This is a genomic window from Rhizobacter sp. P2_G4 (assembly GCF_056403575.1).
Map to the genome: position 1 here is coordinate 354,776 of NZ_JBFUFG010000004.1, position 25,624 is coordinate 380,399.

The 25,624-nt window shown below is 66.6% G+C and carries 23 protein-coding genes; 18 read left to right on the forward strand and 5 right to left on the reverse strand.

Going from position 1 to position 25,624, the window contains the following annotated elements; all coding sequences use genetic code 11:
• Positions 1 to 65: 65 nt before the first annotated feature.
• Positions 66 to 2,903 carry a ligand-binding sensor domain-containing diguanylate cyclase gene (locus AC1DYS_RS17625; RefSeq protein ID WP_477901429.1) on the forward strand — a complete coding sequence of 946 codons (2,838 nt, stop codon included), beginning with the start codon at positions 66 to 68 and terminating at the stop codon, positions 2,901 to 2,903.
• Positions 2,904 to 2,909: 6 nt separating this feature from the next.
• On the opposite strand, the gene AC1DYS_RS17630 is transcribed toward AC1DYS_RS17625, so the two are convergent.
• A complete protein-coding gene (locus AC1DYS_RS17630; RefSeq protein ID WP_047494195.1) occupies positions 2,910 to 3,449 on the reverse strand; it encodes an Mpo1 family 2-hydroxy fatty acid dioxygenase in 540 nt (179 codons plus the stop codon).
• A gap of 101 nt (positions 3,450 to 3,550) precedes the next feature.
• Here AC1DYS_RS17630 and AC1DYS_RS17635 point away from each other — a divergent pair, with 101 nt between their 5' ends.
• The 4 genes from AC1DYS_RS17635 (at position 3,551) to ypfJ (ending at position 7,043) form a co-directional block, all read left to right on the forward strand.
• Positions 3,551 to 4,954 (forward strand): C13 family peptidase, encoded by a 1,404-nt coding sequence (locus AC1DYS_RS17635; RefSeq protein ID WP_477901432.1) that lies wholly within the window; start codon positions 3,551 to 3,553, stop codon positions 4,952 to 4,954.
• A gap of 126 nt (positions 4,955 to 5,080) precedes the next feature.
• Entirely contained in the window at positions 5,081 to 5,647 is a 567-nt protein-coding gene (locus tag AC1DYS_RS17640) for a deoxycytidylate deaminase (RefSeq protein WP_477901434.1), read from the forward strand.
• A 146-nt stretch (positions 5,648 to 5,793) separates the two neighbouring features.
• Complete coding sequence (locus tag AC1DYS_RS17645; protein WP_477901436.1) at positions 5,794 to 6,069, forward strand: hypothetical protein; 276 nt, start codon at positions 5,794 to 5,796, stop codon at positions 6,067 to 6,069.
• A gap of 95 nt (positions 6,070 to 6,164) precedes the next feature.
• Positions 6,165 to 7,043 carry a KPN_02809 family neutral zinc metallopeptidase gene (ypfJ, locus tag AC1DYS_RS17650; protein ID WP_477901438.1) on the forward strand — a complete coding sequence of 293 codons (879 nt, stop codon included), beginning with the start codon at positions 6,165 to 6,167 and terminating at the stop codon, positions 7,041 to 7,043.
• Here ypfJ and denD read toward each other — a convergent pair.
• Both denD and AC1DYS_RS17660 read right to left on the reverse strand, forming a co-directional pair.
• A complete protein-coding gene (denD, locus tag AC1DYS_RS17655; protein WP_477901440.1) occupies positions 7,040 to 8,068 on the reverse strand; it encodes a D-erythronate dehydrogenase in 1,029 nt (342 codons plus the stop codon). The genes ypfJ and denD overlap by 4 nt on opposite strands.
• Positions 8,065 to 8,784, reverse strand: a complete 720-nt coding sequence (locus AC1DYS_RS17660; RefSeq protein ID WP_477901442.1) for a FadR/GntR family transcriptional regulator — start codon at positions 8,782 to 8,784, stop codon at positions 8,065 to 8,067. Before AC1DYS_RS17660 ends, denD begins: the two co-directional genes overlap by 4 nt.
• Positions 8,785 to 8,961: 177 nt before the next feature.
• Here AC1DYS_RS17660 and AC1DYS_RS17665 point away from each other — a divergent pair, with 177 nt between their 5' ends.
• The 5 genes from AC1DYS_RS17665 to AC1DYS_RS17685 all read left to right on the forward strand — a co-directional run bounded on the left by AC1DYS_RS17665 (position 8,962) and on the right by AC1DYS_RS17685 (position 13,783).
• Positions 8,962 to 10,035 (forward strand): ABC transporter ATP-binding protein, encoded by a 1,074-nt coding sequence (locus AC1DYS_RS17665; protein ID WP_477901444.1) that lies wholly within the window; start codon positions 8,962 to 8,964, stop codon positions 10,033 to 10,035.
• Between the two features lie 66 nt (positions 10,036 to 10,101).
• Positions 10,102 to 11,430: an ABC transporter substrate-binding protein gene (locus AC1DYS_RS17670; protein WP_477901445.1), complete on the forward strand. Its 1,329-nt coding sequence runs from the start codon at positions 10,102 to 10,104 to the stop codon at positions 11,428 to 11,430.
• A gap of 79 nt (positions 11,431 to 11,509) precedes the next feature.
• The gene (locus AC1DYS_RS17675) at positions 11,510 to 12,370 is read left to right on the forward strand and encodes a carbohydrate ABC transporter permease (protein ID WP_477901918.1); all 861 of its coding nucleotides are present in this window, start codon (positions 11,510 to 11,512) and stop codon (positions 12,368 to 12,370) included.
• A gap of 23 nt (positions 12,371 to 12,393) precedes the next feature.
• Positions 12,394 to 13,236, forward strand: coding sequence for a carbohydrate ABC transporter permease (locus AC1DYS_RS17680; protein WP_477901920.1), 843 nt, complete (start codon positions 12,394 to 12,396; stop codon positions 13,234 to 13,236).
• A gap of 103 nt (positions 13,237 to 13,339) precedes the next feature.
• Complete coding sequence (locus AC1DYS_RS17685) at positions 13,340 to 13,783, forward strand: DUF1801 domain-containing protein (RefSeq protein ID WP_477901446.1); 444 nt, start codon at positions 13,340 to 13,342, stop codon at positions 13,781 to 13,783.
• Here AC1DYS_RS17685 and AC1DYS_RS17690 read toward each other — a convergent pair.
• Positions 13,780 to 14,490 carry a FadR/GntR family transcriptional regulator gene (locus tag AC1DYS_RS17690; protein WP_477901448.1) on the reverse strand — a complete coding sequence of 237 codons (711 nt, stop codon included), beginning with the start codon at positions 14,488 to 14,490 and terminating at the stop codon, positions 13,780 to 13,782. The two genes, AC1DYS_RS17685 and AC1DYS_RS17690, sit on opposite strands and share 4 nt — an antisense overlap.
• 224 nt (positions 14,491 to 14,714) lie before the next feature.
• Here AC1DYS_RS17690 and AC1DYS_RS17695 point away from each other — a divergent pair, with 224 nt between their 5' ends.
• The 8 genes from AC1DYS_RS17695 (at position 14,715) to AC1DYS_RS17730 (ending at position 24,574) form a co-directional block, all read left to right on the forward strand.
• The gene (locus AC1DYS_RS17695) at positions 14,715 to 16,358 is read left to right on the forward strand and encodes a sugar ABC transporter ATP-binding protein (protein WP_477901450.1); all 1,644 of its coding nucleotides are present in this window, start codon (positions 14,715 to 14,717) and stop codon (positions 16,356 to 16,358) included.
• 10 nt (positions 16,359 to 16,368) lie between these two features.
• Positions 16,369 to 17,352 (forward strand): ABC transporter permease, encoded by a 984-nt coding sequence (locus tag AC1DYS_RS17700; protein WP_477901452.1) that lies wholly within the window; start codon positions 16,369 to 16,371, stop codon positions 17,350 to 17,352.
• A 74-nt stretch (positions 17,353 to 17,426) separates the two neighbouring features.
• Positions 17,427 to 18,383 carry an ABC transporter substrate-binding protein gene (locus tag AC1DYS_RS17705; protein ID WP_477901454.1) on the forward strand — a complete coding sequence of 319 codons (957 nt, stop codon included), beginning with the start codon at positions 17,427 to 17,429 and terminating at the stop codon, positions 18,381 to 18,383.
• 19 nt (positions 18,384 to 18,402) lie between these two features.
• Positions 18,403 to 19,419 carry an aldo/keto reductase gene (locus AC1DYS_RS17710; protein ID WP_477901456.1) on the forward strand — a complete coding sequence of 339 codons (1,017 nt, stop codon included), beginning with the start codon at positions 18,403 to 18,405 and terminating at the stop codon, positions 19,417 to 19,419.
• Between the two features lie 103 nt (positions 19,420 to 19,522).
• A complete protein-coding gene (locus tag AC1DYS_RS17715; protein ID WP_477901458.1) occupies positions 19,523 to 20,533 on the forward strand; it encodes a zinc-binding alcohol dehydrogenase family protein in 1,011 nt (336 codons plus the stop codon).
• Between the two features lie 115 nt (positions 20,534 to 20,648).
• Positions 20,649 to 21,779 (forward strand): mannitol dehydrogenase family protein, encoded by a 1,131-nt coding sequence (locus tag AC1DYS_RS17720; RefSeq protein WP_477901460.1) that lies wholly within the window; start codon positions 20,649 to 20,651, stop codon positions 21,777 to 21,779.
• 18 nt (positions 21,780 to 21,797) lie between these two features.
• Complete coding sequence (locus tag AC1DYS_RS17725; protein ID WP_477901462.1) at positions 21,798 to 23,327, forward strand: UxaA family hydrolase; 1,530 nt, start codon at positions 21,798 to 21,800, stop codon at positions 23,325 to 23,327.
• Positions 23,328 to 23,605: 278 nt separating this feature from the next.
• On the forward strand, positions 23,606 to 24,574 hold the full coding sequence (locus AC1DYS_RS17730; protein ID WP_477901464.1) for an alpha/beta hydrolase: 969 nt from the start codon (positions 23,606 to 23,608) through the stop codon (positions 24,572 to 24,574).
• 48 nt (positions 24,575 to 24,622) lie between these two features.
• Here the strand turns inward: AC1DYS_RS17730 and AC1DYS_RS17735 are convergent, their stop codons facing one another.
• Entirely contained in the window at positions 24,623 to 25,603 is a 981-nt protein-coding gene (locus AC1DYS_RS17735; RefSeq protein ID WP_477901466.1) for a sialic acid TRAP transporter substrate-binding protein SiaP, read from the reverse strand.
• Between the last annotated feature and the right edge of the window lie 21 nt (positions 25,604 to 25,624).

Genomic DNA, 25,624 nt, shown 5'->3' on the forward strand with positions numbered 1-25,624 from the left:
GGTACCGCTCGGAGGTAAGGGTGCATCGATACCTGAGGCAAGCGCGACTGCTGATACTGCTTGCCATGTTGTCGATGGCCGGCGTTTCGGGCCGGGCCGAGCAGATGTCGGTTCGAGAGTACGGGCAGGTCGACGGCCTCGACAACCTCACGGTGCGCGCGCTGGCCCAAGACCCGGCCGGCTTTCTGTGGCTGGGCACCGACAACGGCTTGTACCGCTTCGACGGCACCCGCTTCGACCGCATCGGACGTGAGCAGGGCCTCGGCGCCGTGAGTGCGCTGTCGCTCGATGCGGCCGGGCGCCTCTGGGTTGGCCTGCAGGGCGGGCTCTGGGTCTGGGAGAAAAGCACGCTGCGCGAAGTGCGCCGCGATGGGAAGCGAATTCCGGTCGTGCTGCCGCGCGCGTTCGCCAGTGCCTCGCCCGATCGGCTGTGGGTCGTTAGTGACTGGCGGCTGCTCGAACTGACCACGCGCGACGGCGGGCGCGACTGGCAGGTGAGCGACGGCCCTCGCCCCGTGCAATCCGACATGGCGGAAATCTCCAGCGTGGCGCTGCACGACGGTGACCTCTGGATGGGTTGCGGGCGAGCCTTGTGCCGCCTGCACGACAACCAGGTGGAGCCCTGGGGCAGCGAGCGCGGCGTACCGGGCGACCATTGGTACGGTTTGCTGCGCGACCGCAAGGGCGCGCTGTGGGCACGCGGTTCGAACCGCGTGGTGGAGCTTGCGGCTGGTGCTGCAGCCTTCATCGATCGCACGGATGCGATGACGCCGCCCGACCCGTCTGAGACCGACTTCCCCTTGGCAGAGGACGCGCAGGGCCGCATCCTCACCTCCGCACCGGGTCGCTTGCTGCGCTGGAACGGGCAACGCTGGCAGCATTTCTCGGCCAGCTCAGGCTTGCCCCAGGGTGGCAAGCTGCGCGCGCTTCTTGCCGACCGCGACGGCGGCCTGTGGATGGGCATGGCGGGCGGCGGCTTGCTGCAGTGGCGGGGCTACGGCCTGTGGCAGAACTGGTCGACGGCCGATGGCTTGGCCGGCCCCGTCGTCTGGGCGCTGAAGCGTGGTGCCGGTGGGCGCCTGTACGCAGCGACCGGTGACGGCCTGTCGGTGCTCGACGAGATCGAGGGCCGCTTCATACCGGTCCAGGGCGAGGTGAGGGGGCAGCGCGAGCTGTCTGCACTGGAGGACGACGGTGCCCGGCAACTGTGGGTTGCCTCGAGCGCGGGTGTCCTTGTGCCGGTGCAGCAGGGGCAGGCAGCGGGGCAGCGTGCCGTGATGAAAGGACTGCCCGCCATCTACCGCATGCGCCGCGACACCAGCGGCACGCTGTGGATGGTCACCGAGCAGGGGTTGTATCGCTGGACCGCTGGTGCGGGCAAGCCTCTGCGGGTCAGCAGCGACGCGGAGGCCGGCATGTTCACAGACCTGTGCGAAGACCACAGCGGCGCCATGTGGTTCGCGGGCGCGGAGGGTCTGTTCCATCACGCCGGCGGCCAGCTCGCGCGCCGCCCGATGTGGGGCGCCGATGGCCACGAGTACGCAGCGGGCCTGAGCAACGTCGCCTGCCTGCGGGACGGCACCCTGGTTGTCGCCGATACCGAGGGCGGACTTCGCCAGCTGCGAATGGATGGCACGCGGGTGGCCGCGGCCGACGTCACGCCCCCGTCGCTGAACGACCGGAGGGTGCTGGCGCTGCTGGAAGACAGCCGCGGTTGGCTGTGGGCCGCCTCCGACAACGGGGTCGCTGTGCGGAACGGCAAGCAATGGCGCACGCTGACCCAGCGGCAGGGTCTGGTATGGAACGACGCCTCCCTGAACGCCCTGTACGAGGACGGTGACGGCAGCGTCTGGGTCGGTACCAGCCGCGGCATTTCACGCATGGTGGCGCCGCAAGCGCTGTTCGCGCCGGCCGCGTTGCCGCAGGTGAGGGTGCTGTCGGCAATGCACGAGGGCCAGGCACAACCCACCGACCGCTCGTTTTCGCTTCCGCCGACCGGCGGTGCGCTGCAGATCATGCTGAGCGCTCCGCTGTGCTGCGACCCCACGGCGCGCACGCTCGAATACCGGCTGGCGGGCCTGGACGCTGGCTGGACGCGCTCGCCGCATCCAGACCTGCGCCTGAGCGGTCTCGCGCCGGGCCACTACCGCTTCGAGGCGCGCGTGGCCGATCTGGAGCGTGAACAGCAGTCGCAACCCGTGGTGCTTGAATTCGGCATCGAGCCGCCCTGGTGGGCCACTCGCACGTTCTACCTTGCCGGCGTGCTGAGCTTGCTCGCGGCCACGGCGCTCGCTTATCGCTGGCGCGTGCGCGCCTTGTTGCAGCGAAGGCAAGAGCTCGAGCGCCTGGTGGCCGAGCGCACGCGTGAGCTGGAGGCATCGCATGAGCAGATGCGCGAGCTCGCCACGCGAGACGAACTCACGGGCGCCTGGAATCGGCGCGCCTTGATGGAGATCGGCACGCGCGAGTTGCTGCGCGCGCAGCGTGAAGGCCGCCCCCTGACGCTGGTAATGGCCGACATCGACCACTTCAAGCGCATCAACGATGGCCACGGCCACCCGGCGGGCGACGCCGTGCTGCGCGAGTTCGTGCGCCGCTTGGTGCAGGTGGTGCGGCCGTATGACGCGGTGGGCCGCTACGGTGGGGAGGAATTCGTGCTGGTGCTGCTGGGCGCCAGCACTAGTCGTCCGGAGGACCGAGCCCGGCTGTCGGCGATCCATGCCTGCGTGGGTGCGTCACCCATCGCCATGGGCAACGGCGAATCGCTCACGGTGACCTGCTCGTTCGGCGTCGCCAGCCTGTCTCAGGGGGCGCCGACGAGCATCGAGGACCTCATCGCCGCAGCCGATGCCGCGCTGTACCGCGCCAAGCACGCGGGCCGTGACCGCGTTGAGTACGCGTGAGCCACCTCAGGCCGGGTGCGCCAGGTCGCGGATGTGCGTGGGGCCGACGCGGCGCTCGATCTCGGCAAGCATCGGCTTGTTCCAGCCCATCGAGAACAGGGCTTCGGCGGTGACGAACAGCGGGCCGACGAGCAGGCCCACGATGTCGTCGACGAAGGCGGGCTTGCGGCCCTCGTAGTAGTGGCCGACGAACTGGATCACCCAGCCGATGGCGAAGGCGCCGACGCCCCAGCTCAGCCAGCTGAAGACGCTGCCGTCGGCAACGGCATGCGCCAGCGCGATCAGCACGCCGGTTGCGGCGGTGACGGCCAGACCCAGGCTGAGCGGGCCGCGCCGGCTCAGGTACCAGGCGCCCGTCAGGCAGAAGGCGATCCACGCGCCGGTGAGCTCGAGCCCGGTCACGCTCAGGTGCAGGCGGGCCAGCAGCACGGCGACACCGAACACGATCATCGGCACGCCGACAAAGTGGGTGACGATGTTGCGGCGGTCACGGTGGTAGGCCGCGTATTGCGAAAGCAGGTCCAGCGTGGTGCGTTGGGTTGTCATGGCGTTCTCCACACGAGGCAATCGTTCGTATTTTGGGCCGCTCGGGGCCGTATGACCATGGTATTTCCACAGGGCTAGGATCGGTGTTTCGGAGGACACGGATGACAGGGTTGATCGAGGAAGAACGCACCGAGATGGGCTCAGGCCCCATGCAATGGCTGGCCGAGGGCTTGCGAAGCGCCGTGTTCCTGCGGGCCGAGCTGGCCGGGCTCCGCGTCAGCCCAGCGGCCATCGTGCTGTTGACGGCTGTGGTCGTGGGGCTGGGGGTGTTGCTGCAGCGCCTCGGCATTGCCGGCCCGGCGGTTTTCTATTGGCAGGCCGTGGCCAGTGGCTGGCTCACCACGGTGCTGCTGCTGTGGGCGTGCTGGCTGGTGGCGCGGGCACGCAGCGGTTCGCCCGATGCGGCCACGCTGTTCGGCGTGCTGCTGATCCAGCAGTTGCTGATCTCGGCACCGCTGTGGGGGCTCTACCTGCTGGTGCCGCACCTGCCGGGCTTGTCGCCGCAGGCAGCGGCCTGGCTGCAGTGGGGCATCCCTTTCGCCGTGGTGGGCTGGGTGTCGCTCGCCGGCGTGGTGTTGCTGTTGCGTCACACGCCGCCCGGCGGCACGCGCGCCGCCGTGCTGCTGACCTTCGTGCTGGCCGGTGCAGCCGACCTGTACGCCCCGCCGATGCAGTTTTGGTACCCCGACGAGACCACCGAGCGCGCCGCTGGCGACGACAAGCGCCTGCACCTGAAGCAAGAGGTGATGGAGGCCCAATCGGGTGTGCTGATCGCCGCGCTCGATGCCTTGCAGCCGCAGCGCCCGGGTGTGGCCGATGTCTACGCCATCACCTTCGCGCCCTATGCCGGTGAAGACGTGTTCCGCCGCGAAAGCAAGCTGGTGTCTGACCTGATGCAGAGCCGCTTCGATGCGCAGGGCCGCACCATCCAACTCATCAACCACGCCCAGACCGCCGGCGAGCTGCCCTGGGCGACCGGGCTCAACCTGCAGCGCGCCATCAACCGCGCTGCCAGCCTGATGGACCGCGACGAAGACGTCCTGTTCATCCACCTCACCTCCCACGGCGCTCAAGACGGCAAGCTGGCCGCGAGTTTCTGGCCGGTCGAGGTCGATCCCATCACCCCGGCCCAACTGCGTGCCTGGCTCGACGAAGCGGGCGTGCGCTGGCGGGTGCTGTCGATCTCGGCCTGCTACTCGGGTTCGTGGCTGCCGGCCCTGTCAGAGCCCGGCACGCTCGTGATGACGGCCGCCGATGCCGAGCACACCTCGTATGGCTGCGGCCACAAGTCGGAGCTGACCTTCTTCGGCCGCGCGATGTATGGCGAGCAGCTGCGAACGACGCATTCGTTCGAAGTGGCCCACGCGCAAGCGCGCAAGGTGATCGAACAGCGCGAGAAGGAAGCGGGCAAGACCGACGGCTACTCCAACCCGCAGATTGCCGTGGGCGAAGCCATTCGCCCCAAGCTCGCCGCACTGGCCGCGCGGCTCGACGCCGCGCAGTAGCCCCCAGGCAATGCCCGGGGGCAGGCCGTAAACTTCATTTGCTCGGCTGCGAGGCACGCCTTTTCGCGGCGCTTCGCAGCCGAGTCGAGCTTCATTGACCGTCGACCACTTTCGATTGCCCAAGGCATGCAGAACGAACCGCTTATCCATTGGCACTCGATGTTCATGGGCGTTGCCTTGCTCGCGGCCGCGCGCTCGAAGGACGCCCGCAAGCGCAACGGCGCCTGTATCGCGAGTCCGGACAACAAGATTCTTGGCGTCGGCTACAACGGTCTTCCGCGGGGATGCAACGACGAGGACCCGACCTATTGGAGCGACATCGACGGCGACCCCGTTCAATCGCGGCACAGCTACATCGTTCACGCCGAGGTGAATGCGATTCTCAACTGCGTGGTGCTTCCGCTGAACGGGAGCACGATCTACACGACGCAGTTCCCGTGCCCGCGCTGTGTGCAGTCGATCATCCAGGTTGGCATCAAGAGAGTCGTCTTTCTCGAGAAGAAGTCTCATCAGGTCGCTCTCAACCTGGCCTCCGACAAGATGCTCGTTGACGCGGAAATCGAGGTTCTTTCCCTGGATGAGCTTGAAGCGACGGCCGCGGCCTGGTGCGACAAGCTCGACGACTTCATCCGAGACACCGGCCCGGCGGTGCATGGCGCGTCGGATCCTGTGCAACTGCCGGGATCGGCCTAGCCCGTCCCGTTCGCTTCGCCGGTGTGCGGTAGTTCTCAGGCCTGGGCCATCGCCTGCCAACTGGCCGGATGACAGGTTCAATTCCCACGATCCCGGCATCGTGGTCTGGCTATCGTGTGGGCACACGCTTCAGATGGAGCCCGCACATGTTCACCTCGTTTTCCGCTTTCGATTCGATGCCCCCGAGCAGCTCCTTGCCCGCCCGGCCGGTGGCGCTGATCGACGACCTGAAGGCACTCGGCCGCTTCCGCGCCAAGATGGCTGAACAGGCGCAGTCGGTGAACGTGGCACGCATGATGTTCGACCGGCCCTACGCCTTCGATCGCATCGCGCTGGCCCACAGCAGCGCCGATGAGTCGCTGCAGCGCCTCGCCTTGCAGCTGTTTGCGCAGTACGCCAAGACAGACGAAACCTCGCACTGAGTCGTCCTCAAATCCTACGAAGGGCTGCTGTCGAAGCAGCCCTTTTGCTTTGTGGCTTCGCTACCATCCCCCATCGGGCTACAAGGGGACACACCATGAAATGGGAAGGCAATCGCGAGAGCGACAACGTCGAAGACGCGCGTGACAGCGGCGGTGGTGGCGGTGGTTTCTCCTTCGGCGGAGGCCGCGGCATCGGGCTGGGCACGGTGGCGATCGCCGTCGTCGCCGGTTGGATCTTCGGCATCAACCCGCTGACCGTGCTGGGCCTGCTCAGTGGCGGTGGTCCGGCTCCACAGGAGCAGCAGGCGCCCGCGCACCGCCCGCCGGCCGACGACAAGATGGCCAAGTTCGTCTCGGTGGTGCTCGCCGACACCGAAGACGTTTGGCGCCCACAGTTCAAGCAGAGAGGCGGCACCTATCAGGAGCCCAAGCTCGTGCTGTTCCGTGGCAGCGTGCCCACAGCCTGCGGGCAGGGCCAGTCGGCCATGGGCCCGTTCTACTGCCCCGGCGACCAGAAGGTCTACATCGACCTCGGCTTCTACGAAACCATGCGCACCCGCCTGGGTGCACCCGGTGACTTTGCGCAGGCCTACGTGATCGCCCACGAGGTCGGCCACCACGTGCAGAACCTGATGGGCATCACCGGCAAGGTCGACGGCATGCGCGGCCGCGTGAGCGAAGCGCAGCAGAACGCACTCAGCGTGCGGCTCGAACTGCAGGCCGACTGCTTCGCCGGCATCTGGGCGCATGATGCGCAGAGCGCCCGCCAGATCCTGGAGCAGGGCGATCTGGAAGAGGCCTTGAATGCCGCCTCGCAGATCGGCGACGACACCTTGCAGCGCAAGTCGCGCGGCACCGTGCAGCCCGAGACCTTCACCCACGGCACGAGCGCTCAGCGTGTCACCTGGTTCAAGAAGGGCCTGCAGACCGGCTCGGTGGAGCAGTGCAACACCTTCGAGACGCGCGCCCTCTAGGTTTTCAGGCCCGCGAGTGTCTGGCTTGCAGTGGATGAAGCTGCGCAGTCCGCGATGTACTGCCGGATGATGTCGGCGAAGTTCTCGTGCGGCAGCAGCCCCAGCCTCGCGGCACGTGCCGCGGTGGCGCCTGCCGGCCAGTTGGCCACGATGCCGGCGATGCGCTCGTCGCGCTCGAAGCGCACGCGGGCCCGTACCGCCGGGCCGGCCACCTCGGCCAGAGCCTCCAGCATGTCGCCCACGCGCACGTTGAGCGCCGGCAGGTTCAGCGCGGTGCGGCCGTTGAAGGCCTCGCGGCTCGCCTCGTAGACGGTGATCAGGCCATCGATGGTGCGAGAGGGCGACGACACCGGGTGCGACACCTCGGGTGATACCGGGCAGACCGACTCGACCCCCGCCAGCGGCTCACGGATGATCCCCGAGAAGAACGACGAAGCCGCGCCATTGGGCCGCCCCGGCCGCACGGTGACGGTCATCAGCCGCGCAGCACGCCCGTCGATGTAGCCCTTGCGGGTGTAGTCGGCCACCAGGTGTTCGCACACCAGCTTGTGTGTGCCGTACGAGGTTTGCGGTGCGGGCAGCGTGTCGTCGGCCACCAGCGCGGGCAGCGGCACGGCCGGGTCGGGGCCGAACACCGCCACGGAGCTCGAGAACACCAGCCGCGCGGGCGGCGCACCGGCATTCACCTGGGCGCGAAAGGCGTCGAGCAGCGCGCGCGTGCTGTCGAGGTTGGAGCGCAGGCCGAGGTCGAAGTCGGCCTCGCATTCGCCCGACACGGCCGAGGCCAGGTGAAACACGCCGTCGAACGCTTCATTGCGCAGTGCCTCGCATTGCGACAGCAGGGAACCGACGCGCGCTTCCACCTGGGCGCCATGTCCGCCGTTGAGCAGATCGGCAGGCGGGGCCACCTGGTCGGCCAGCACCAGCGTGTCGATGCGCTGGCCGGCCAGCGTGCCGCGGGCCAGCAGGGTGCGGGCGAGGCGGGCGCCCAGAAAACCGCCGCCCCCAGTGATCAACAGCTTCATGCGGGTTCCTTTTTGCTGAGTCGTTTGCTGCGAGCAGGCAACAGGCCGGTGATTTGCAGGCGGCGGTCGCCGCGCCGCATGTGCTTGATCGCAACGCGCCGCGCTGCGGCCGGGTCGTGTGCTGCCACGGCTTCGAAGATGGCGCGGTGCTCGTCGCCCACCTGTTCAATGAAATCGGTGCGCCAAGCTTCGTTCGCCCGCGTCACGCGCATGGCTTCTATGAGGTACTGCTCCAGAAACTCCAGCAGGCGGATGAACTGCGGGTTGCCGGTCGCTTCGGCCAGCACGCGGTGAAAGGCGAAGTCTTCTTCCACCCCATCGCCCTCGGCCTGCTCCACGTCGCGCAGCGCGCGCTTCAGCGCGGCCACTTGCGAGCGCGTGGCGCGCTCGGCGGCAAGCGCGGCAATCTCGCCATCGAGTGCACGGCGCACCTCGCGCACCTGCACCACGGCCGCCATCGAATTCAACACATCGCTGTCGAAGCTCAGCGCGCGCGTGAGCGGTGGCGGTGCCACGAACACGCCCGAGCCCTGCCGTGACAGCAGCAACCCGCGCGACTTGAGCTGGTGCACGGCCTCGCGCACCACCGTGCGCGACACGCCATGTGTCAGCGAGAGCTGCTGTTCGGTGGGCAGGCGGTCTCCTGGCGACAGCGCGCCGGATGCGATCTGCGCGCCCAGTCGGGCGGCCAGCTGGTCCGAAAGGCGCTCGACCACGAGGTGAGCATCAGGCGCAGTGGAGAGCCGAGGCCTAGACACAGGGGAAAGCCCGATGGAAAGAGTGATCAGGTCATCCTACAACTTTGCTCCCGGTACCGGATCGAGGTTTGCCCTCATGGTTCTCCATGGCAACGGTCTCGATACTCCAGCGCGGCACCCAAAGGAGCCCCTTGCATGGCGAGCGTCAGTATCCAGTCGGTCAAGAAGCAGTTCGGCGCAGTCGACATCCTGCATGGCGTCGACATCGCCATCGATGATGGCTCGTTCACCGTGCTGGTAGGCCCCTCGGGGTGCGGCAAGTCGACGCTGCTGCGCATGATCGCGGGGCTCGAGGAGATCACCGGCGGCGAGATCCGCATCGACGAGAAACGCGTGAACGACCTGCCACCCAAGCAGCGCGACATCGCGATGGTGTTCCAGAACTACGCGTTGTACCCACACATGACGGTCGGCAAGAACATGGCCTTCTCGCTGATGCTGGCGAAGATGGAGGCGTCGGCCATCGAGGCCAAGGTGTCGCGCGCGGCCGAGATTCTTGCGCTCACGCCGCTGCTTGACCGCTACCCACGCCAGCTCTCGGGCGGCCAGCGCCAGCGCGTTGCCATGGGCCGCGCGATCGTGCGCGACCCGAAGGTGTTCTTGTTCGACGAGCCGCTGTCCAACCTCGACGCCAAGCTGCGCGTGGCCATGCGCAGCGAGATCAAGGAGCTGCACCAGCGCCTGAAGACCACCTGCATCTACGTGACCCACGACCAGATCGAGGCCATGACCATGGCCGACAAAATCGTGGTGATGCGCGACGGCCGCATCGAGCAGACGGGCAGCCCGCTCGAGCTCTACGACCGGCCGGTGAACAGCTTCGTCGCGGGATTCATCGGCTCGCCGGCGATGAACTTCCTGCCTGGCACCTTGCGGCGGCGTGCCGGTGCGGCGCGTGTCGAGCTGGGCGACGGCACGGAGCTCGATGCGCCGCTGGGCGCCGGCGGCAACGATGGCCAGCCGGTGCTGATCGGCACGCGGCCCGAGCATCTCACGCTGTCGTCGGACGTAGGCATTCCATCGCGCGTGGTGGTGGTGGAGCCGACCGGCGCCGAGACGCTGGTGTCGTGCCGCCACGAAGGCGCCGAGTTGTCGGTGGTGTTCCGCGAGCGCCATGACTTCGCGCCCGGCAGCACCATCCGCCTGCTGCCCGACGTCGAGCGTTCCCATCTCTTCGACGCGGGCACCGGCGCTCGGCTGGTGGCTTGAATCGCCCAGTTCCGCGCGTTCCATTCGCCCAAGACATTCACCCAAGAAACCCAGAAGGAGACAACGATGAAGCACTTCAATCGCCGACGGTTCCTGGAAAGTTCGGCCGGTGCGGCCGCGGTGGCCTCGCTCGGTGTGGGCAGCGTGGTGTGGACGCCGCTTGCGCATGCGCAGGGCGCCAACTTCAAGCCCGAGAAGGGCGCCAAGCTGCGCGTGCTGCGCTGGAGCCGCTTCGTGCAGGGCGACATCGACGCCTACATGGCCAACGTGAAGCGATTCATCGAGAAGACTGGCATCGAGGTGCGTGTCGACAACGAAGGCTGGGAAGACGTTCGCCCCAAGGCTGCGGTGGCCGCCAACACCGGTGCCGGGCCTGACATCATCTTGTCGACCAACGACGACGCCAACCTCTACCCCGACAAGCTGCTCGACGTGACCGACCTCGCCGAGTACCTCGGCAAGAAGTACGGTGGCTGGTACCCGGCTGGCGAGGCTTTCATGCGCCCCGACGGCAAGAAGTGGATCGGCCTGCCGCTGGGTGCTGCGGGCTCGTTGATCGTCTACCGCGACAGCCTGGTCAAGGCGGCGGGGTTCGACACTTTCCCGAAAGACACCGACGGCTTCCTCAAGCTCTACAAGGCGCTGAAGGAAAAAGGCACGCCGGGTGGCATGGCGCTCGGCAACGCCACCGGCGACAGCGTGTGGACCAACTGGCTGGTGTGGGCGTTCGGCGGCAAGCTGGTCGACGCCAGCAACAAGGTGGTGATCGACAGCCCCGAGACCTTGAAGGCGCTGGAGTACGCGAAGGAGCTGTACGCCAACTTCATCCCCGGCACGCTGTCGTGGCTGGACCCGAACAACAACAAGGCCTTCCTCGACGGGCAGATCGCCGTCACCAACAACGGCATCTCGATCTACTACGCGGCCAAGAATTCGCCGGACCCGAAGGTCAAGGAGATGGCGGCCGACATCAACCATGCGGTGTTCCCTGTCGGGCCGGTGGGCGTGCCGACCGAGTCGCACCTGTTTTTCAACCAGATGGTGATGAAGTACACCAAGTACCCGCAGGCCGCGAAAGAGTTCTTGCGTTTCATGATGGAGCAGGAGCAGTTCGACCCGTGGCTGCAGGGTGCCGGCGGCTACGTGGCGCAGCCGCTGCGGGCTTATGAGAAGAGTGCGATCTGGTCGTCGGACCCGAAGAACACGCCTTACCGCGATTCGGTGAAGAACCTGCGCCCAGCGGGCTACGCCGGCAAGCTGGGCTATGCCTCGGCCGGTGCGGCAGCCGACTTCATCATCCCGAACATGGTGGCCGAAGCTGCCAGCGGGTCCAAGACGCCGAAGGAAGCGGCCGAACGGGCGCAGAAGCGTGCAGAGCGCTACTACAAGGTCTGACGCGCCGGTGACAGCGGCGCGTGCTGCGCCGCTGCATTGGCTGGAGCGCCTGCAGAACAGCCGCAACGCGCTGGGGCTGATGTTCATGCTGCCGGCGGCAGTGCTGTTGCTGCTGTTCCTCACCTACCCGCTGGGGCTGGGCACCTGGCTCGGCTTCACCGACGCCAAGGTGGGCCGCGCGGGCAGCTGGATAGGGCTTGAGAACTACGAGTTCCTGTGGGGCGACAGCGTCACGCGGCTCGCGCTCTTCAACACCTTGTTCTACACCACGGTCGCGAGCGTGCTGAAGTTCGGCCTCGGGCTTTGGCTGGCCATGCTGCTCAACCGCAACATTCGCTTCAAGACCTTCTTCCGCGCCGTCATCCTGCTGCCTTACATCGTGCCGACCGCCTTGTCGGCCATCGCCTTCTGGTGGATCTACGACGCGCAGTTTTCCATCATCAGCTGGGTGCTCGTAAAGCTCGGCATCATGAACCACTACATCGACTTTCTCGGCGACCCATGGAACGCGCGCATCTCGGTGATCGTCGCCAACGTGTGGCGCGGTGTGCCCTTCGTCGCGATCACCTTGCTCGCCGGCTTGCAGACCATCTCGCCCTCGTACTACGAGGCCTCGGCCATCGATGGCGCCACGCCGGCGCAGCAGTTCCGCCACGTCACGCTGCCGCTGCTCACGCCCATCATCGCGGTGGTAATGACCTTCTCGGTGCTGTTCACCTTCACCGACTTCCAGCTCATCTACGTGCTCACGCGCGGCGGGCCGCTCAACGCCACGCACCTGATGGCGACGCTGTCGTTCCAGCGCGCGATCTCGGGCGGCGCACTGGGTGAAGGTGCGGCGATCTCCATCGCGATGGTGCCTTTTCTGCTCGCGGCCATCCTCTTCAGCTTCTTCGGCCTGCAGCGGCGGCGCTGGCAGCAGGGGGGCACCGACAAATGAGCGCACAAGCCGACATCGGCGGCATGGGCTACCTGGAGACGCGGCGCACTCGCGCGATCACGGTCTACCTGCCGCTCTTCGCCTTCCTGCTGGTGCTGCTGTTCCCGTTCTACTGGATGGGCATCACCTCCGTGAAGCCCGACAACGAACTGCTCTCGCGCGAAGGCAACCCGTTCTGGGTGCATGCGCCGACGCTCGCGCACTTCAAGAAGCTGCTGTTCGACACCGCCTACCCCGAGTGGCTGTGGAACACCGTGCTGGTGTCGGTGGTGTCCACGCTGTTCTCGCTGGCCGCTTCGGTGTTCGCCGCGTATGCGATCGAGCGGTTGCGTTTTCGCGGCTCCAAGCAGGTGGGGCTGGCGATCTTTCTCGCCTACCTGGTGCCACCGTCCATCCTCTTCATTCCGCTGGCCGACGTGGTGTTCCAGCTCGGCCTCTTCGACACGCGCTGGGCGCTGATCCTCACCTACCCAACCTTCCTGATTCCGTTCTGCACCTGGCTGCTGATGGGCTACTTCCGCTCCATCCCCTTCGAGCTCGAGGAGTGCGCACTGATCGACGGCGCCAACCGCTGGCAGATTCTCAGCAAGATCGTGCTGCCGCTCGCGGTGCCCGGTCTCATCTCGGCCGGCATCTTCGCGTTCACGCTGTCGTGGAACGAGTTCATCTACGCTCTGACCTTCGTTTCCTCGAGCGAGATCAAAACGCTGCCCGTGGGCGTGGTCACCGAGCTGGTCGAAGGCGACGTGTACCACTGGGGTCCGCTGATGGCCGGCGCGCTGTTCGGCTCCCTGCCGGTGGCGTTCATCTACTCCTTCTTCGTGGAGTACTACGTGTCGGGGCTCACGGGGTCGGTGAAGGAGTAGGTGGTCTCTGGCAAACTGAAGTGACGTTCAGATCAGGCTTGGCCTCACATGAACTGCTCATCGACTAGGCGGTGGCACAGCGTTGCGAGAGTTAAGGAACACGATGACGCCATTCGCCAACGCCGGGGTCGAGAAAGTGTTTGAAGCCTACCCAGCGGATGTGCGCCGAAAGCTGCTGGCGCTTCGCGAACTCATCTTCCGTACCGCCTTGTCAACCGAGGGTGTCGGCGAACTCGAGGAAACACTGAAGTGGGGTGAGCCTGCCTACCTCACGTCGAAGAGCAAGAGCGGCAGCACCATACGCATCGACTGGAAGAAGGCTCGCCCGGACGAGTACGCCATGTACTTCAACTGCCAGACGACGCTCATCGAAACCTTCAAGACGTTGTTCCCGAAGGAGTTCCAGTTCGAGGGCAATCGAGCCATTGTCTTCAAGGTGTCAGAGGCTGTGCCGGCTGACTCGCTCGCCTTCTGCGTGGCCGCTGCGTTGACCTATCACCGAAGCCGCGAGCGCGCGCACCTGCCGCTTCGTCCACCGCAGCGCTAGCCGCCTACCCAACGCTCTTCTGATGCCTTGAGGTGCGAGCGCAGCGCCGATTGCGCGGCCAGCGGGTCGCGGGCTTCGAGTGCGCGGTACACGGCCTCGTGTTCCTTCAGCGCGGTGTTCCAGGTTCGCGTGTTCTCGAAGCGCACGCTCAGCTGCGACGAGATGGGGCTGTGGCGTTCGTCGAAGAGTTCCCCCACCAGACGCACCATCACCGAGTTGCCGCTCATTTCGGCGATCGTGAGGTGGAACTGGCGGTCATGCGACAGCGGCGAACGGCCGTGGGCGATCTCAGCGCGCATGCCTTCGATGCTCTCGCGCAGGCGTGACAGCGCTTCGGTGCTCACGTGTGCGCAGGCCAGCACCACCACGTCGCCTTCGACGGCGGCGCGCGCCTGCATGAGTTCGGTCGGGCTTTCGCCCATGGCAGCGGTGCTCTTGGCGGGCCGCTCCGGCGGGTTGCAGACGTAGACGCCCGAGCCGCTGCGGATCTCGACGCTGGCCTCGATGTCGAGTGCGATCAGCGCCTCGCGCAATGAGGGCCTCGACACACCGAGTTGCTGTGCGAGGTCGCGCTCGGGTGGCAACTTGCTGCCGGGTTTGAATTCGCCGCGCTGGATCAGGTCGCGGATCTGGTCGGCGATCTGTTGATACAGGCGCCGCGTTTCGACGGGCTTGAGTTGGACGGCGCTGGCGAGAGGGGTGGGCACGGGTGGCAGTCAAAGTGGCCTGACCATCATAACGGAGCGATCGATGGTCGCGGTGTTGAGTCGCCGCGGCACCGCTGCAACTCGACTCCCATGGGAAAACACCTAATTCCGTGCCGTCATGAGAGGTGACTTCGTCAGTGAGTCGAGTGCTTTTGGTCAGGCCAATTAACGCAAATTGGCAAGGTGGCTTTACCAAAGCGAGCAACTTGGCTAGCATCCCGTTCATGAAACGAAGCGGGCACGCCAACGTGACTCGCTCGGACGTACCCGGAGACAACGCCTTGCCATTGCGCCTCGCCAACCACGACGCATCGCTTCAACGAGGGAGCAACGAAGCCGCCGCGCTCAGCGCCTCGGCCGAGCCTTTGTTGCGCCTCGACGGCATCACCAAGCGCTTCTTCAACGTGACGGCGCTTGAAGGCGTTTGCCTCGAGCTGAACCGCGGAGAAGTGCATGCCGTGTGCGGCGAGAACGGCGCGGGCAAGTCGACGCTGATGAAGGTGATCAGCGGCCAGTTCGGGCCCGACGAAGGCACGCTCACCTACAAGGGCGAGGTGCAGCACTTCGGCTCTACGCACGAGGCGGAGGCGGCCGGGATCGCCATCATTCACCAGGAGCTCAACCTCGTTCCGCACCTGTCGGTGGCTGAGAACATCTTCCTGGCCCGCGAGCCGCGCAAGGGCTGGTTCATCGACCGCACCCGCCTGCATGCCGACGCGCTGAAATGCCTGCAGCGGCTGGGTGTTGACATCTCGCCGCAGGCCATCGTGCACACCCTGTCGGTGGCGCAGCGCCAGATGGTGGAGATCGCCAAGGCGCTGTCGCTCGACGCCGAGCTGCTCATCATGGACGAGCCCACCTCGTCGCTCACCGAGTCGGAGACCGGCCAGCTGTTCAAGGTGATCCACGAACTGCGACGCAGCGGTGTGGGAATCCTCTACATCTCGCACCGGCTCGATGAGATGGCCGAGATCGTCGACCGGGTGACCGTGTTACGCGACGGTCGCTACATCTCTACGCACCCTTTCGCCGACACCACCGTCGACGCGATCGTCGAGCGCATGGTCGGCCGCTCGCTGGACGACAAGTTCCCGCCGGCCACGCGCGTCCCCACGGACGACGTGCTGTTGTCGGTGCAGGGTCTGGAGCGCGAGGGCGCCTTCAGCAATGTCTCGTTCGAGCTACGGCGCGGCGAGATCCTCGGCTTCGCCGGCCTGATGGGTGCCGGCCGCACGGAGGTGGCGCGTGCCATCTTCGGTGCCGACCCGCTGGACGGCGGCACGGTGAGCCTGGGCACCGAGCAGCTTTCCGTGCGCTCGCCCATCGACGCCATCGGCCACGGCATCGCCTACCTGTCGGAAGACCGCAAGGCGCATGGGCTGGCGCTCAACATGACGGTCGCGCACAACACCACGCTGGCCAACGTGGCCGCGGTAGCGAGCCGCCTGGGCTTCATCCGTTTCGTCGACGAAGCGGCCGTGGCGCAACGCTATGTGGATGCCTTGTCGATCCGCACGCCCTCGGTCCACCAGCGTGTGCGCAACCTGTCCGGCGGCAACCAGCAGAAGGTGGTGATCGGCAAGTGGCTGTTCCGCGACTCGCGTGTTCTGTTCTTCGATGAGCCCACGCGCGGCATCGACGTCGGCGCCAAGTTCGCGATCTACCAACTGCTCGACCAGCTGGCGGCGCAAGGCATCGGCGTCGTGCTGATCAGCTCCGAGCTGCCCGAGATCATGGGCATGACCGACCGCGTGGTCGTGTTCCACGAAGGCCGTGTCACGGCGACCGTCAACACCCGCGAGACCTCGCAAGAAGAACTGATGCACCACGCTTCGGGCCGAGCCCAGCCCGTGCGCGCCGCTCACTGAAAACAACGACATGAACGACCGACAAAAAGACCTGGTTCAAAAGTTTGCGGCCCTGGGCAGCCTGCTGGCCCTGATGCTGGTGTTCTCGTTCGTCAGCCAGTCCTTCTTCTCGATGGGCAATGCGCTGACGGTGGCGCTGCAGGTCACCTCGATCGCCTACCTCGGCATCGGCGCCACCTGCGTGATCATCACCGGCGGCATCGACCTCTCGGTGGGCTCGATCCTCGCGCTTTCTGGCGTGGTGGCGGCACTCGCGGTGAAGGCCGGCTGGCCGGTGCCCGCGGCCATGTTTGCCGGCCTCGTGGTCGGTGCGCTGTGCGGGCTGGTCAACGGACTTTGCGTCACGCGGCTGAAGCTGCCGCCCTTCATCGCTACGCTGGGCATGATGCTGGTGGCGCGCGGCATTGCATTGCAGATCACCGAGGCGCGTGCCATCGGCGGGCTCGGCGACAGCTTTGCCGAACTGGGCAACGGCTCGCTGTGGCGCATCGTGCGTGTCGGTGCCGATGGCTTCCCCGACGTGGTGTTCCCCGGCATTCCCTACCCGGTGCTGCTCATGATCGTGCTGGCGGTTGCAGTGGCGGTCATGCTCAACCGCACCACGCTCGGCCGCCATCTGTATGCCGTCGGCTCCAACAGCGAGGCGGCGCGTCTGTCGGGTGTCGGCATCGGTCGCGTCACGGTGTTTGCATACGTGCTGTCGGGCACGCTCGCCGGGCTCACGGGCTGCGTGCTGATGTCGCGCCTGGTGACGGCCCAGCCCAGCGAAGGGCTCATGTACGAACTGGATGCGATTGCGGCCGCGGTGATCGGCGGCACGTCGCTCACCGGCGGCGTCGGCACGATCTCGGGCACGCTGATCGGCGCCTTCGTGATCGGCATCCTGCGCAACGGATTGAACATGGGCGGCGTGTCCGCCTTTGTGCAGCAAATCATCATCGGCCTGGTCATCCTGCTCACGGTGTGGATCGACCAGATGCGCAATCGACGATGAACCTTACCGGGCGACCACAAGCCCGGCCCAACGAGAGACGAGAGACAACTTTTCATTTACGCAAAGGATCTGAAATGAACACGCTTCTGAAAACCCTGCTGGCCTCCGCGCTGGCCACCACCTTGAGCGTTGCTGCCGGCACGGCCGCCGCAGCCGACAAGGAGATCGCCGTCATCGTCAAGACCGCCAACTCCGACTTCTGGCAGAACGTGAAGAAGGGCGCCAACGACGGCATCACGAGCGCCAAGGGCTACACCACCACGTTCCAGGGCGCAGCCTCCGACACCGACCTCGCAGGCCAGGTGGCATTGGTAGAGAACGCGATCAACCGCAAGGTCGCCGGCATCGTGCTGGCACCTTCCGACCCCGATGCGCTGATCCCTGCGATCAAGAAGGCGTGGGAAGCGAAGATCCCGGTGATCCTGATCGACTCGGCCGCCTCCGATTCGGGCAAGGACTACTACCAGTCCTTCCTCGCCACCGACAACAAGAAGGCGGGCGAGCTGTGCGCGCAGGCCTTGATCGCCAAGATCGGCACCACCGGCAAGATCGCGATCATGTCGTACACCGCGGGCTCCGGTTCCGAGATCGGCCGTGTGGGAGGCTTCAAGGAGTACATCCAGAAGAACTCCAAGCTGCAGATCGTCGGGCCGTTCTATTCCAACTCGCAGATGGGCACGGCACTCAACCAGACCACCGACGTGCTGGCCGCCAACGCTGACCTGAAGGGCCTCTTCGGTGCCAACGAACCTACCGCGATCGGCATGGGCCGCGCGCTCGTGCAGTCGGGCAAGGCCGGCAAGGTGGTGGCCATCGGCTTCGATGGCAACTCCGACCTGCAAGGCTTCGTCAAGGACGGCACGCTCGAAGCCATCGCCGTGCAAAGCGCCTACCAGATGGGCAACCTCGGCGTGAAGACGGCCATCGAAGTGTCGCAAGGCAAGAAGGTGCCGAAGTTCCTGGACACCGGCGTCGTGATGGTCACCAAGAGCAACATCGAAAAGCCTGAAGCCAAGAACGTTCTCTACTGACCGAGCGACGAGGGCAGGCATGAAGATCACGGACCGCCGACGCGTGCCCCGGGCGGAGTTGTCGGTGCCCGTGTTCGGGCTCGGCTGCTCGCAGCTCGGCGGCCTGTACCAGCCCCTCTCCGAAGGCCGCGCCGCCGAGGTGGTGCGGGCAGCATGGGACGCTGGCGTGCGCTACTTCGACACGGCGCCGTTCTACGGCTACACGCTGTCGGAGTTGCGCCTCGGCGCGGCGCTGCGCGAGCGGCCGCGTGGCGAGTTCGTGCTCAGCACCAAGGCCGGCAGGTTGATGCTGCCCGATGCCAGCGTGCGCCCAGGCGACGACGGCTGGGCCGCGCCGCTGCCGTTCCGCCCGCACCCGGACTACAGCTACGGCGGCATCTTGATGTCGTTCGATGACAGCCTGAAGCGCCTGGGCGTGGAGCGTGTCGACATCCTCTACGTGCATGACATCGGGCGCGTGACGCACGGTGAGCAGCACCTGCACTATTGGCACCAGCTCACGCAGGGCGGCGGCTTTCGTGCGCTCGAAGAGCTGCGCCGAGAAGGGCGCGTGCGCGCGGTCGGCCTGGGCGTGAACGAGTGGCAGGCCGTGCACGACGCCATGCAGGAGTTCGACCTCGACATCAGCATGCTCGCCGGCCGCTACACGCTGCTGGAACAAGCCAGCGCCCCGCTGCTCGACGCGTGCGTCAAGCGCAGGCACGCGATCGTGGTGGCAGCACCGTTCAATTCGGGCGTGCTCGCCGGTGGCAACACCTTCGACTACGGCGCTGTGCCGCCCAAGGTGATGCAGCGCGTGCAGGCGCTGCGGGCAGTGTGCAAGGAGTTCGAGGTGCCGCTGCCGGCGGCTGCGCTGCAGTTCCCGCTGGCGCACCCTGCCGTGGTGTCGTGCTTCGCCGGTGCGCACGATGCAGCCCAGTTGCGGCAGAACATTGCGTGGCTCGAGATGCCCTTGCCCGATGCGTTCTGGGAAGCGCTTCGCCAGCGCAGGCTGGTCGACGAGCATGCGCCGCTGCCCTTCGGCGTTGAGGTGTAGGTACGCTGCTCGCAACCCACGACAACCAGATCCTGAAACCCAGTGAACACCGGCCGCCCATTGCGCTCGGTGCTCCACCTCCATTGATCTCCTGAGGACATCCATGCTCACCGTCATCTGCCAGACCCCCGGTACCTTGCTCGCCGAGGAACGCAGCCTTCCCGTGCGTGGTGCCGACGAGGTGCTGCTGCGCGTGAAGCGCGTCGGCGTCTGCGGCACCGACCTGCACATCTACACGGGCGACCAGCCCTTCCTGGCTTATCCGCGGGTCATGGGCCACGAGCTCTCCGGCCTGGTGGAAGAGGCTCCTGTCGGCAGCGCGTTGAAACCGGGCGATGCGGTCTTCGTCATGCCCTACCTGTCTTGTGGCCGCTGCGTCGCCTGCCGCCAGGGCAAGACCAACTGCTGCGTGAACATCGAGGTGCTGGGCGTTCACCGCGACGGCGCCTTCACCGAGTACCTGTGCGTGCCACAGCAGTTCGTGCACAAGGCCGAGGGCGTGTCGCTCGACCAGGCGGCGATGGTCGAGTTCTTGTCCATCGGCGCGCATGCCGTGCGGCGTGGAGCGGTGAAGGCAGGGCAGCGCGTGCTGGTGGTGGGCGCGGGGCCAATCGGCATGGCGGCGCTCATCTTTGCGCGGCTGCGCGGCGCTGCCGTCACCGCGCTCGACACGCGGCGCGACCGGCTGATCTTCTGCGAGCAGCACCTGGGTGTGGCCGCTGCGGTGCAGATCGGTGCCGACGATGAAGCGCAGCTGTCGGCGCTCACCGAGGGAGAGTACTTCGACGTGGTGTTCGACGCCACAGGCAACGCCCGCGCCATGGAACGCGGCTTCAAGTTCGTGGCCCACGGCGGCACCTATGTCATGGTGTCGGTGGTGCGCGACAGCATCAGTTTCTCCGACCCCGAGTTCCACAAGCGCGAGACCACGCTGCTCGGCAGCCGCAACGCCACGATGGAAGACTTCGAGACCGTGCTGGCCGCCTTGCGTGCAGGCCAGATACCCGATGCGGCGCTCAACACCCACCGCATGCCGCTCGGTCGCGTGCCGGCCGACTTTGCTTCGCTGCTCGACCCGTCGCAGGGGGTGGTGAAGGCGCTCATCGAATGCTGAGTGCGGCGATGACGAAGTGGTTCGCAAGCGCGCGGGCCGAGCGCCGGGCCGCTCCCAAGCCGGCCCGGTTCCCCTTGGGGGATCGGCCGATGTACCCATCGGACGAGGGGCCGACATGACCATGCCTATCCTGCAGTTTGGAACCAGCCGCTTCTTGCAGGCTCACGTTGATCTGTTCGTGTCACAGGCGATGGCCACGGGCCAAGCGCTTGGTGGCATCGCGGTCGTGCAGACGACGCGGAGCGCCGAGAGCTCAACTCGTGTGGCCGCCTTGTCGGCAGGAGGAGGCTATCCGGTGCGCGTCCGCGGTGTGCGCCAAGGTGCCACGGTCGACGTGACGCTGCGCGGCGAAGCGGTGCGCGAGGCGGTGAACGCCGACACGCAATGGGCGCGCGTGCGCGAGTTAGCGTGCGACGCGCAGGTGATCGTCTCCAACACCGGTGACAGCGGCTACCAGCTCGACGAGCACGACGACGCTGTCTTGCTGACTCAGCCCGAGCGGGTGCCGCGCAGCTTTCCGGCCAAGCTGCTGGTGCTGCTGCATGGCCGCTGGCTTCAGCGGCCCGATGCGCCGCTGTCCATCTACCCCTGTGAGCTGGTCTCGCGCAACGGCGACGTGCTGCGTGGCGTCGTGATGCAGCTCGCGCAGCAGTGGGCCGCACCAGCCGGCCTGTTGGCCTACCTGGAGCGCCATTGCGTGTGGGCCAACTCGCTGGTCGATCGCATCGTCTCCGAAGCCCTGCAGCCGGTCGGCGCAGTCGCCGAGCCCTACGCGCTGTGGGCCATCGAGCGCCAGCCCCGCCTGGTGCTGCCCTGCACGCATGAGGCCATCGTGCTGACCGACGACCTGGCACACCATGAGCGGCTCAAGCTGCTGCTGCTGAACCTCGGCCACACCTTTCTGGCCGAGCGCTGGCTCCTTGACCACCGCCCGCCGGGTGAGACCGTGCTGCAGGCCATGCACGATCCGGCGATGCGGGGCGAGCTCGAGACCGTGTGGGTCGACGAGGTGCTACCGCTGTTCGACGCGCTCGGCCAGCGCGAGACGGCCTTGGTTTACCTCGACGAACTGCGCGACCGCCTGCTCAATCCCTACCTCGCCCACCGGCTGGCCGACATCGCGCAGAACCATGCGCAGAAGAAGCAGCGACGCTTCGCCCCGGCAGTGGCGCTGGCTCGTGAGCTGAAGCTGCCCTTGGCGCAAACGCGGCTGCACGCCGCGCTGGAAAGCACTACCCTTGGCTGACCCCTTGCGAGACACACCATGAGTACCGAACCCGCACCCCTCATCCTTTTGAGCGATGCCGACAACGTGGCGGTGGCACGCCATGAGATTCCAGCCGGCACGGCGCTGTCGATCGGCGGCGTCAGCATCGTCAGCCAGGCCGTCATTCCTTCAGGCCACAAGGTCGCGCTGCGGGCCATTGCCGAGGGTGAGGTGGTGCGCAAGTACGGCCAGGTGATCGGCATGGCCACGCAGGCCATCGCTGCGGGTGACCACGTGCACGTCCACAACCTGGGCATGGGGGGAGACAGCCACGACCACCACATCGGTGCCAGCTACCGGCCGGTGCGAGGGGCCGCGTCGACCGCCAGCTTCCAGGGCATCGTGCGGCGCGACGGCCGCGTGGGCACGCGCAACTACCTGGGCGTGATTGCGAGCGTCAACTGCTCGGCCACGGTGTGCCGCTACATCGCCGACGCCTTCAAGGGCGATGCGCTGCGCGACTACCCGATGGTCGACGGCGTGGTGGCCATCACCCATGGCAGCGGCTGCGGCATGGGCGGCAGCGGCGAAGGCATCGAGCTGCTGCGCCGCACGCTGCGCGGCTATGCCGACCACCCTAACTTTGCCGGCGTGCTGGTGATCGGCCTCGGCTGCGAGGTGAACCAGATTGCGCCCTTGGTCGAGAGCCTGAACGCGCGCGAGCCGGGGTTGGTGGCGGCGCTCACCATCCAGGAAGAAGGCGGCACGCGCGAGGCCGTCGACCAGGGCTTGGCCTTGCTGCGCGACATGCTGCCGCATGCCAACGCGGTGGAGCGCACGCCGGTGAGCGCAAGCCATCTCACCGTGGGCCTGCAGTGCGGCGGCTCCGACGGCTACTCGGGCATCAGCGCCAACCCCGCGCTCGGTGCCGCGGTCGACTTGCTGGTGGCGCAGGGTGGCACGGCCATCCTCTCCGAAACGCCCGAGATCTACGGCGCCGAACACCTGCTGACCGCACGCGCCGTGTCGCCCGCGGTGGCTGACAAGCTGATGCAGCGCATCCACTGGTGGGAGGGCTACACCCGGCAGCACAACGGCGACATGAACAACAACCCCTCGCCGGGCAACAAAGCGGGTGGCATCACCACCATCCTCGAGAAGTCGCTCGGCGCGGTGGCCAAGGGCGGCAGCACCGGCCTGATGGCGGTCTACGAATACGCCGAGCCGGTGACGGCACGCGGCCTGGTGTTCATGGACACGCCGGGCTACGACCCGGTGTCGGCCACCGGGCAGGTGGCGGGCGGCGCCAACCTCATCTGCTTCACCACCGGCCGCGGCTCCACCTACGGCTGCAAGCCCACGCCCTCGCTCAAGCTCGCCACCAACAACACGCTGTTCAAGCGCATGGGCATGGACATGGACTTCAACTGCGGCGAGATCGTCGAAGGCCGGCAAAGCGTGGCCGAGGCGGGCGCTGCCCTGTTCCAGCTGATGCTCGCGACTGCGTCGGGCGCGCCCACCTGCAGCGAGAAGCACGGCATGGGCGACAACGAGTTCGTGCCCTGGCAGCTCGGCGCTGTGATGTGACCGTCTCGTCATTCCCGCGAAGGCGGAAATCCACGATGTGCCGCGATGCCGTCGCGGCCTATGATCCGCGTGGCCTCTGCGCCGTGCCCCACTGCCTGGGCAGCGAACGCGGAATGGTCGGTGGACTCACCTGGCTTCAGAAGCCGTCGGCCTGCGACGACGCCTTTCAAGAACCGGCGTCGCCTTTGGGTCACTGACCCGGCGATGGTTGAAGGCGCGTTGGGCGGCGGTCGCCCGCGGTGAGTTCCTGTTGCCGCCGCCGCAAGAGGACTCTTCCCATGTCACGCTCATCCTTCCCCACGGCCGCGCTGGCCGCCGTGATGCTTGCCACCGGCATGCATGCCGCCCCTGTGTTCGCCGCGCCTTTGAAGCCTGGTGACGAACTCCCGCTGTGGCCCGGCACGCCGCCGGGGTCGCAAGGTGTCTCCCTCACCGAGACGAGTACCGATGCCGGAAAGCCCGGCGACCCGCAGCGCACGCTGGCGGGCATTGCCGTGCCCACGGTCACGGCGCATTTGCCGGCGCAGCCCAACGGCACGGCGGCCCTTATCACGGTGGGCGGGGGCTACACCTCGCTGGTGATCGACAAGGAGGGCACCGACATCGCCAAATGGCTCAACACGCTGGGCGTGACGGCCTTTGTGCTGAAGCACCGCCTGCCTGGCGAAGGCCATGCGAGCGGCCCGCAGGTGCCGCTGCAGGACGGCCAGCGCGCGATGCGCCTGATTCGCTTGCATGCAGCCGAATGGGGCCTCAACCCGCAGAAGATCGGCCTCTTCGGCTTCTCATCGGGTGGCCATGCGGCCTCGATGATCGGCACCGCCTATGCCCACAAGGTGTACGAGCCGGTGCAAGATGAAGCCGGCGTGAGCGCCCGGCCCGACTTCATGGTGCTGGCCTACGGCCCGCATTCGGGCAACGCGAGAAAGTATCTGATCCTGCCCGAGCAGAAGCCCGTGGAGCCGCCGCAGAAGCAGGCGCTGTACGACGAGTACCCCACCGACCGCCTGGTCGACAAGATCACCGCGCCCACCTTCCTGGTGACCGCCGACAACGACAACCGCGTTGACCCGCGCAACAGCACCCGCTTCTACGACGCGCTGAAGGAGGCAGGCGTGCCCGCCGAACTGCATGTGTTCCAGGACGGCAAACACGGCTTCGCGATCCGCAATGCCGTGGGCTACCCGATCGCGATCTGGACGCAGCTGTGCGAGAACTGGCTGCGGGCGGGAGCGTGGATTCGCTAGGCCGGCGCGTCATTCCCGCGAAGTCGGGAATGACGCAGACAGGGGTTCTTACTTGATCGCCTGCACCCGGTCGTACAGCGCCTTCGGCCACGGTGCATCCGGGCTCGTCAGCGACTTCTGCACCGCTGCGATGAAGGGGCCGCGGTCGACCTTGAGCACCGAGACACCGCGCTTCTGGAAGTCGGCGACGAGGCGGTTCTCGGCCTCGACGATGTCGCTGGTGGCGCGGGTCGACGCTTCCCACAGCACGTCGGAGAAAAGCTTCTTGTCGGCCTCGGGGAGCTTGGCCCAGGTGGAGCTGCCGACGATGGTGAGCAGCGATTCGGTGATGTGGCCGGTCAGCATGATGTGCTTCTGCACTTCGTAGAACTTCTTGGCCTCGATGGTGGGCAGCGGGTTCTCCTGGCCATCGACGGTGCCGTTTTGCAGCGCAAGGTAGACCTCGGCGAATGCGATGGGGGTTGGGTTCGCGCCCACGGCTTTCGGGAACATGGTGAACAGCGGTGCATCGGGCACGCGCAGCTTCATGCCCTTCATGTCTTCGGGCTTCAGGATGGGCTTGTTGGCCGTCATGTGGCGCAGGCCGTAGTAGGTGCAGCCGACAACGTGGTGGCCACCGCTCTTCTCGTCGTAGGCAGTGGCAAGCTCTTTGAAGATCGGCCCATTGCGGAAGGACTGCCAGTGGGCGTAGTCGCGAAACATGAAAGGCGCTGCGGCGATCGATATCGGCGGATAGGTGCGACCCGCGAAGGCCACGCCGGTGTAGATGATGTCCACGGTGCCAAGCGTCAGGCCCTGGTTGATCTCGGTCTCCTTGCCCAGCGTGGAGGCGGGGAACACTTCGATCAGGTATTTGCCGTTGCTGCGTTTCTTGATCTCTTCGGCCGCCCACAACGCTTGCTTGTGATACGGCTCGCCGATCTCGTAGACGTGGGCCCACTTGAGCTGCGTCTGGGCCCAGGTGCTGCCTGCGCCAAGTGCCAACAGCAGCGCAGCGCAGCCGGTCTTCAGGGTGGTTCTCTTGTTCATGCGTGTCTCCTTCAGGTAGTG